Origin of the sequence: Streptococcus sp. HMSC077D04, assembly GCF_001808785.1 — a bacterium.
In the GTDB taxonomy this organism is placed as follows: Bacteria; Bacillota; Bacilli; order Lactobacillales; family Streptococcaceae; genus Streptococcus; species Streptococcus mitis_BX.
This window is the reverse complement of the sequence record NZ_KV794458.1, coordinates 19,528-28,648: the sequence shown is the minus strand read 5'-3', so window position 1 is coordinate 28,648 and position 9,121 is coordinate 19,528. Positions and strand designations below refer to the sequence as shown.

The window sequence follows — 9,121 nt, the reverse complement described above, 5'->3', positions numbered from 1 at the left end:
CAGAATAAACCGACTGACTAGGTGGCTTACAGACTCTGTAAACCACCTTTTTTGTGAGGAAAATATGGCAAATTCTAGAGATTATCGTAATCCAAATTACACCGAAAAAATAAAACTTCAGCGTTTTTTTACTCAGTTACAAATTGCGGCTTCTTTTTTTAAAGAACACTTCGTTGGCAAAATCATGTATTATGAAACAGAAATAGAAAGTGTTGAACTTCATTTTTCACCTACTAATTTCATGCACCTATGTGGTGTTGATTACCGAAAAGGTGCAGGCAGTTTCTTTGACGATTGTTTAAATAGTCATGTCATAATTGATGAGTTGAAAATAAAAAATGATGGAACCACGATGCAAAAGTTACAAGTTTTAGGATCTATTGAGGAGTTATTGGGAAAGCATGTTCATCTAACTGGTTCAGGACGTTATTTGTATTTGGAGTTTGATTATGCTCTACGTACAAGAAAACAGATACTAGCATTAACATTGAAAGAGACATCAAGGAAAATTGTTCCTCAATCTTTATTAGATTTGAAGAGAAAGACAGTATTTCCAGAAGGTCAAAAAGTAATTTCAATTTACTCAAAACATTTACAAACGTCGGAACTTTTTTATTATTTAAAAGATTAGTTTACATATCTTTTGTGGTATAAAACATATTTTTATCATTATAAGGAGAACGCAGTTTTGGCTCGTTCTTTTTTTGTTGATGATATGCTCCAAACAACATATACTAGATTGGATATGAAATAGTTTGTGATTACATAATTTATCTTCAGGAAAGTTATGGACATTATGTCAATTTCTGTTATGATAGACATCTCTAACAATTTCCGTTATAACAGACATTGACTTACAAAGTATTTCTTTTCTGAACATATTAGCGTTATAATATAAATGCAGTGTTACACTGTAGAATATTAAGAAAATAGGATACTATAGGTTTAAACTAAATGTGTAAGATAAATAGTTGGATTAGTAAAAGTTTCAAGTCTGATAAGAACAACATTACATTTCATACAACTGAATGTATATATTTTATAAGAGAGAGGGATGCTTGATTGGGGAAAATCATTCAAAATACAGTTATAAGGATTTTAATAAGAATGAAAGTGTGATATTTCTTTTTCAATAATCTTCTAAATTTATTAAAATCAAGCTTTCCACTTATGTATTCTGCTAATAAACTTCAATACATTTCAATAGATTTTCAATATTTGGTGGGGATTTTTATTATACTTTGTACGAGCTTTTCAATACCCTACCCCAACCTTTAAAATCCCCTAAGTTATTTACTCAAGGGATTTTTTATCTGCTTTTTTCATACTCAAACAGTCAGTCTAACTGTTTGATTTTCTTTGTGACTAAGTCCCTAAAAATAGTAGAATTAGCTACTTTACTGATTTTACAAGATAATAACAAGACCTAAACGTATAATTTATTTAGGTTTACCAATTATGACTTTAACATTTTCCAATAAGGTCTAACTCAACCGTCCCCAAAGTTAAATCCTTATGTATTTAATCAGAAAGATTATTTTTCGCATATTTTTTTATGTCTTTGGGATAAAATCCCTTATATTTTTTGAAGCATGTACTAAATTTACTGTGAGAGGAATATCCTACAGCCTCTGCTATATCCTGAATTTTAAGGGTAGAGTTCAGTAGGAGTAATTCCGCCATATTCATTCGCCGTCTTTGAGTATATTCTGTAATTGTACATTGATATTTTTGCTTAAATAATTTTTTTAGTTTTGTGCCGCTCATAGTGGATATTTTTTCCAAAGTATCTTGTGGGATAGATGTTGCATAATGATCGTCTATATAATTGGCGACATTTTTCAAAGCCTCATCATCGGCAATAGATAGTGGATTGCTGTACTTATTTAAAAAAGAGTCTATTGTAATACTTAACCATTCCTTTGCCTTTGACTCAAAAAAGATTTCAGCAGCAGGAGATGCCATCTTGCAATTAAGGATATCTTTTGCGATTCTTTCTAAAGGCTTGTTTATTATAATGCTGGTATTAAAAAATAAATCTTCATAGTTACAGACTTTATTCTTATAAGAGGACAGGCATTGCTCTATCATGGACTGATTGAAATTTATACCGATTCCTAAATAAGGAGAATTTTTGTGAAGTATAAACCTATAGTCTTTAGAATTTTTTGTATTTATAGTAAAAAGTGAATTTGAAGAAAGATTTTGATAAGGATTAAAACATTCACCGTTTGCTGTAACTAAATAAGATAAATAAAGGAAATAGAAATTATTCAAACCAGAAAAACTTGTATGGATAATTTCTTTTTTTATGAAAACATCATAAATATCAATAGTGAAATTATCGCCCTCGTAAAACCAATATATGCCTTCTGCATTATCCGTGCTAAAACGGAATTCATGTCCTACAGTGGAGTATTTTGTATTATCGATAGATTCATCTGTAGAAAAAAAGTTTTTAACAAAGTTATAAAAATCACTCATATTATACCTCCGTGCTTTATATTTTATCCCGAATAGACATTATCCCGAATAGACTTATTTAGCCATATCTAATTGATTGAAATCCTCATTTATTATATAATAAATAACTGATAAAAACAAGAAAAACTATGCGTATTGCAAAAGAGTTTGAAAACAAGCCTCTAAAATCAGTCTAAAAAGGCTATTTATAGGGTTTGCTAATTTTAAGAAAAAGGAGGAGTTGTTCAGTGAAGAATAAGAAGAAATCAATACTGAAAAGACTAAAGGCTTACGGTGGTAAAAAAAGTTTTTTACTCTATATTGCTATGGTTATGTCTGCTGTATCAGGTGTCATGGTTTTGATGCCTATGGTATATATTCATAGAATTGTAAATAACTTAATTTTAAATGGGATGGTGAATTTTGATTATGTAAAGGAAAATTCAATTTATGCAGCAGTTTTTGCCGGTCTGGGGCTATTCATATACCTAATAGGTTTAATTTTATCCCATATTTTTGCATTTGAAGTAGAAGATAACATTATTAAGACTTCCGTAACAAAACTAATAAACAAACCGCTTGGGTATTTTGATGACAAAGAAAGCGGAAGGATAAGAAATGTAATTGTGTCCGGAGCGTCTGAAACCCATTCTTTTTTAGCGCATCAACTTCCTGATATGGCGATGACCATTATATCGCCAATCGTCCTGCTTGTATTTTTCTTCGTGTTTAACTGGAAGTTAGGACTTGCCAGTATGATACCGATGATTATCGGTATGACATTGATGTCATCTATGATGACAGCCGAAACAAAAAAAATGAAAGATGAGTATTATGCAGGACTTTCCAATTTATCTTCTCAGACAGTGGAATATGTTCGAGGAATTCCTGTTGTTAAAACATTTGCACAAAGTGTTGAGAGCTTTGATAAGTTATATTCGTTAATCATAAAAGTAAAAGACAATGTACTTAAGCTTACTATGAGTTATATGAATAAAATGTCGTGGTTTGAAACCGTTTCTACATCGACGGCATTTTTCTTGGTACCTGTGGCATTACTCTTAATAAAATTTAATGGAAACTTATCTAATGTAGTTGCAGATTCTGTTATTTACTTCCTAATAGGACCGGCATTTGCTACTTTTATTATGAGAACTGCGACGATTACACAATCCAGTTATTTTGCGGAACTTGCTTTAGATAAAATTGAGAATATACTTGAGTTTGATGATTTTGTTTATGGAAATAAAACAAGTTCTGATGTTGGGATAGAGTTTAAAAATGTAAGCTTTTCTTATGAAGATGAAAATGTATTAGACGATATTTCATTTAAGGTGAATAAAGGAGAACGAGTTGCTTTAGTCGGATCGTCAGGCAGTGGTAAAACTACTATAGCAAGGCTTGCTGCACGATTTTACGATATTAAAACAGGTGAAATTTATATTGGAGGAATTAATATAAAAGATTTTGAAAAAGAGGCTTTAATGAGAAAAATTGCTTTTGTTTTTCAAAACTCTAAACTATTTAAAATGAGTTTAAGAGATAATCTTTTAATCGGAAAGCCTGATGCAACTAATGAAGAAATTGACAATGCCTTAATCAATTCAGGGTCTAAAGATATTATTGAAAATTTAGATAAAGGACTTGATACTGTTTACGGAACTAAAGGCACATATTTTTCAGGAGGAGAAGCTCAAAGGATTTCTATAGCGAGAGCTTTTTTGAAAGATGCAGATATTATCATTTTAGATGAAGCTACAGCCTTTGCAGATCCTGAAAATGAACATTTGATTCAAGAGTCTTTTAAGAAGCTATCAAAAAACAAGACAACATTGATGATTGCTCATAGATTATCTACAGTAGTAGATGCGGATAAAATTCTTGTTATTGATAAGGGGAAAATTGTAGAAGAAGGCAAGCATTCAGATTTAATAGGTATGAGTGGGCATTACAAAAAACTTTGGGAAGAATATCAAAAATCCGTAAATTGGAAGATAGGAGGTTAAACATATGGTTTCTTATTTTATGAAAAAATATGCGATGTCAGAAAAAGGCGCTCTTAACTTAAAAAAAGCCATATTTTCACACACGCTTGTTAATTTAACTAAATTGTTCGCACCAATGATCGGTTTTATGTTTCTGTTTCAGTATATAGGCATTTTAAAAAGTATTGAGAGTTACAATTTTACTTCTGTTCATTATATTGTACTAATTGTAGTAATGATGATTGTGATGTTCTTAATAGCGAGGTGGGATTATGTAAGACTTTACACCAATGTGTACAACGAGAGTGCAAATTCAAGAATTGAGTTAGCGGAAAAGTTAAAGAAATTACCTCTTTCTTATTTTGGTAAAAGAGATTTGGCAGACCTTGCGGAAACCATGATGAATGACATGAACTTATATGAAACAATTTTTTCTCATGCTGTACCTCATATATATTCAACGGCTATATCCACAAGTATTATTGCTTTAATGCTTATCTTCTATAATTGGAAACTTGCACTTGCAGCCCTTTGGGTAATTCCCATTTCTATTCTAATTATATTTTTATCAAAGAAAAGTCAGAAAAAAATAGTACAATGCTGGATAGATGATAATCGTAAGGTTTTTGATAATCTACAGGAAAATATAGAGCAGATAGAGCAAATAAAATCTTACAACTTAGAAGATAGGATGTTAAATGATTTTTTTGAAAAATTAAATGCATCCACAAAACAGAAGACGAAAGGTGAAGTTGTTGCCGGAACACTTACAGGAATAGCTACCGCAATTTTAAAGCTTGGAATTATAAGTGTTGCCGTTATCGGCGTCAACATGCTTATAGCAGGGGAGGTAAGTGTGCTGGTTTATATCGCATTCTTAATGCTTACAGCAAGTATTTATCTTCCTATAGAAGGAATAATCACCTTTATGTCAATGATAGTTATGCTTGATGCGGTTGTAGGGAGAATAAAGGAAATAAAGACCATGCCTGTTCAAGAAGGGAAAAAAGATATTGACATTAAAAATTACGATATTGAGTTCAAGGATGTTTATTTCGGATATGATGATTATTCTGTAATAAATTGTGTGAGCTTTACTGCAAAGCAGGGTGAAATCACTGCGCTAATCGGTTCAAGCGGAAGCGGAAAAACAACTCTCACCAAGCTTGCTGCAAGATTTTGGGATATAGATAAAGGAAAGATTTTGATAGGGGGAGAGGACATCGGTAAAATTGATCCGGAAACACTCCTTAAAAATTTCTCTATCGTTTTCCAAGATGTTACTCTTTTTAATTCAAGCATAAAAGATAATATAAAAATCGGTAAAAAAGATGCTACAGATGAAGAGATTATAAGAGCGGCTAAAATAGCAAGATGTTATGAATTTATAGACAAAATGCCGGATGGAATAGATACAGTAATAGGTGAAAACGGACAAAGACTTTCAGGCGGAGAAAGACAAAGAATCTCAATAGCAAGGGCAATACTAAAAGACGCACCAATCATATTGCTTGACGAGGCTACAGCATCTCTGGATGTTGAAAATGAAAGTCTAATTCAAGAGGCTTTATCCGAACTTATAAAAGAAAAAACGGCAATTGTTATTGCTCATAGATTAAGAACAATAAGAAATGCAAACAAAATCGTTTTATTAAATGCCGGAAAAATTGAAGCGATAGGGACAGATGAAGAACTTTGTAAAAGCTCGGAATTTTATAAAGCAATGCTTAGAAAATCAAATATTCAGTGAAAACTTATTTAGAAGGAAAATATAAAAATGGAAAAATTAAGAATTAAAGATTTAGTTACGATAGGTGTATTTACAGTAATATATTTTGTACTTATGTTTGCTTCGGGAATGATTGGTATTGTACCGATTTTATACTTGGCATACCCTACACTGGCAGGCATTATAACAGGAATAGTTATAATGCTCTTTATGGCAAAAGTTCAAAAATCATGGGGATTATTTATACTTGGGTTGATTTGTAGTCTTTTAGCAATTGCAATGGGAAATACATATGTAATATTGATACATGCTGTAATCAGTATGGCAATTGCGGAACTTTTAAGAAAAAAAGGAGAATATAAATCATTTAAATTTAATATGCTCTCATTTGCCGTATTCAACACTTGGATTTGTGGTTTCCTTATGCAAGTTTTGTTGGCTAAAGACAAGGTTATTAAACTGGCGGAAACAGGCGGTATGGGTCACGATTATATAATGAAGCTCATAGCACTTTTGAATTATCGAAGTATGGTATTAGTATATATCGGTGCTGTTGTCGGCGGGATACTCGGCGCATATATCGGTAAAGTCTTTTTGAAAAAGCATTTCGAAAAAGCTGGTATTGTATAATGCTCGTTTCTTTAGACAATCCATATAATCCCAATCCAATTAGTAAAATTTTAGTAAGTTTTTCACTTGGATTTGCTGTATTTTATAAAGTAAATACCTATTTTGAATGGGGAATTGTGCTTCTTATTTCATTTCTTTTTTTAATGAATGGATTTAAGAAAGAAGCCTTAAAAAACATATTATTTTTTGGGGTTCTTTCTTTGATACCTAATCTTGATGTAATTAGAAATATGGATGCTATTTTAATGATGTTTTTTATGCTATTTGCTGTATGTAAGATGTTTTATCTTCCATTTAGTGCGGGAAGTTTTTTTTTTAAAAACATCGGATGTAGGAAGTGTAATATCCTCAATGGATAAAATGAATTTACCTCGTACTGTTTCTATACCAATTGCTGTAATGTTTAGGTTTTTTCCTTCATTTAGGGAAGAAAGTCACAATATAAAACTTGCTATGAAAATAAGAGGTATTACATTTAAAAATCCAATTTCATACATCGAGTATGTAATTGTGCCTTTACTTGTTGTATCTTCTAATATTTCTGATGATATTGCAAAGGCAGCAGAAACAAAATGTATTGAAAATCCTGTTAAAAAAACAAGGTACATATCCGTCAAAACGAAAACAGTTGATTTTGTTTATGTGCTTTCAATACTGATTATGGTTATAGGAGGAGCTTTATGGTAGAAATTGAAAATTTATCTCTATCTTATGGAAATTCTCCTAAAGTGTTAAAAAACATTTCTTTAGATGTAAAAAAAGGAGAATGTGTATTATTTACTGGGAAAAGTGGTAGCGGAAAATCTTCAATTATAAATTCTATCAATGGGTTAGCTGTACGATATGATGGAGCTTCTATGGGTGGAACCATCAGGATTGATAATAAAGATATTAAAAACCTCGAATTATACGAAATATCGCTCTTAGTATCAAATGTATTTCAAAATCCAAAGACACACTTTTTCAATATAAATACTACTCTTGAATTACTTCTCTATTTGGAGAATATAGGACTTTCAAAAAAACAAATGGATGAAAGACTAAATGATATGTTGGATTTGTTTCCGATAGAACATCTTTTAAATAGAGATATTTTTAAGCTTTCGGGTGGAGAAAAGCAGATTTTATGTATTGCTGCAAGTTATATATCTGGAACGGAAATCATTGTTTTAGATGAGCCTTCATCAAATCTTGATGAAGATAACATTTTAATCATAAAAGAAATGCTTATAAAACTTAAAGATAAGGGGAAAACTCTTATAATCTCAGAACATAGAATATTTTATCTAATGGATATTGTAGATAGAGTTTTTTTGATTAAAGATGGGGAAATACAAAAGGAATATACTCAAATAGATTTTATGAAAATACCGTCTGAAAAGCTAAAGAAGTTAGGTTTAAGAAATAAGAATAGAGTAAAACTTACAGTACCCGAAAATCAAAATAAGGGAAATTTAGAAGTAAAAAACATTGAATTTAAGTTTAATGGCATAGATAAAAAATTGCATTTAAAAAACCTCTCTTTTGAAATGGGAAAAATTTACGGCATAGTAGGAACAAACGGACTTGGTAAATCCACTTTGCTCAGATGCCTTATAGGCTTAGAAAGAAAATCGAATGATGAAATCTATTTGGCCGGCAAAAGACTTTCAAAATCAGATAGGCTAAAAATATCATCCCTTGTAATGCAGGATGTTAATCATCAGCTTTTTACCGATTCTATTGCAAGTGAAGTAAGTCTTGGAATAAAAAATATTGAAAGTAGTTATGTTGAAAATATTCTGAAAAAACTTGATTTATATGAATCAAAAGATCGTCATCCAATGAGCTTGTCAGGTGGACAAAAGCAAAGGGTAGCAATTGCATCTGTACTATGTAAAAAATCTAAACTTATGTTTTTTGATGAGCCTACTAGTGGAATGGATTATTGCAATATGATGAACATATCCCATCTGATCAACGAATGTAAAAGCGATAAGAAAATAATATTCATTGTTTCACATGACCAAGAATTTTTAAATTCGATAGCTGACAATGTTATATATTTGTAAATATCCATAGAGATACTCATATTTGAAAAATCAAAATAAAGGAGATTTAAAGATGTAAGGAGATAAAAATATGAAATATCATGACATGATAATAGAAAATATAAGTGTATGTGAATTTCTTTTATCGTGTGAAAGTAAGATATTTTGTTTAGGAAAATTTTTATGCGTTATTAAATAATATAATAGAAAAAGAATACATTTCTTAAAGAGGACTTTTTACGCCAAAGTGTAGAAGTCCTCCTTTTTTATTCTCACTAACGGAA

Annotated in this window: 6 protein-coding genes and 1 pseudogene; 6 read left to right on the top strand and 1 reads right to left on the bottom strand. The window is 30.8% G+C overall.

Annotated elements, in window-relative coordinates; genetic code table 11:
• The coding region (locus tag HMPREF2701_RS00320) for a PBECR4 domain-containing protein (protein ID WP_315940754.1) at positions 1 to 631 on the top strand (631 nt) is incomplete at its 5' end.
• A gap of 890 nt (positions 632 to 1,521) precedes the next feature.
• Here HMPREF2701_RS00320 and HMPREF2701_RS00315 read toward each other — a convergent pair.
• Positions 1,522 to 2,484 carry a helix-turn-helix domain-containing protein gene (locus HMPREF2701_RS00315; RefSeq protein ID WP_070481758.1) on the bottom strand — a complete coding sequence of 321 codons (963 nt, stop codon included), beginning with the start codon at positions 2,482 to 2,484 and terminating at the stop codon, positions 1,522 to 1,524.
• 227 nt (positions 2,485 to 2,711) lie between these two features.
• Between HMPREF2701_RS00315 and HMPREF2701_RS00310 the strand changes: the two genes are divergently transcribed.
• From HMPREF2701_RS00310 to HMPREF2701_RS00290, 5 genes and pseudogenes are all read left to right on the top strand, one after another.
• Complete coding sequence (locus HMPREF2701_RS00310) at positions 2,712 to 4,469, top strand: ABC transporter ATP-binding protein (protein ID WP_070481756.1); 1,758 nt, start codon at positions 2,712 to 2,714, stop codon at positions 4,467 to 4,469.
• A 4-nt stretch (positions 4,470 to 4,473) separates the two neighbouring features.
• On the top strand, positions 4,474 to 6,198 hold the full coding sequence (locus HMPREF2701_RS00305; RefSeq protein WP_070481754.1) for an ABC transporter ATP-binding protein: 1,725 nt from the start codon (positions 4,474 to 4,476) through the stop codon (positions 6,196 to 6,198).
• A 21-nt stretch (positions 6,199 to 6,219) separates the two neighbouring features.
• Complete coding sequence (locus HMPREF2701_RS00300) at positions 6,220 to 6,807, top strand: MptD family putative ECF transporter S component (protein ID WP_049510000.1); 588 nt, start codon at positions 6,220 to 6,222, stop codon at positions 6,805 to 6,807.
• Positions 6,804 to 7,494, top strand: a pseudogene (locus HMPREF2701_RS00295) (energy-coupling factor transporter transmembrane component T family protein). The gene HMPREF2701_RS00300 and the pseudogene HMPREF2701_RS00295 overlap by 4 nt, the downstream one beginning before the upstream one ends.
• The gene (locus tag HMPREF2701_RS00290) at positions 7,488 to 8,858 is read left to right on the top strand and encodes an ABC transporter ATP-binding protein (protein WP_070481752.1); all 1,371 of its coding nucleotides are present in this window, start codon (positions 7,488 to 7,490) and stop codon (positions 8,856 to 8,858) included. Before HMPREF2701_RS00295 ends, HMPREF2701_RS00290 begins: the two are co-directional and overlap by 7 nt.
• Positions 8,859 to 9,121 lie beyond the last annotated feature (263 nt).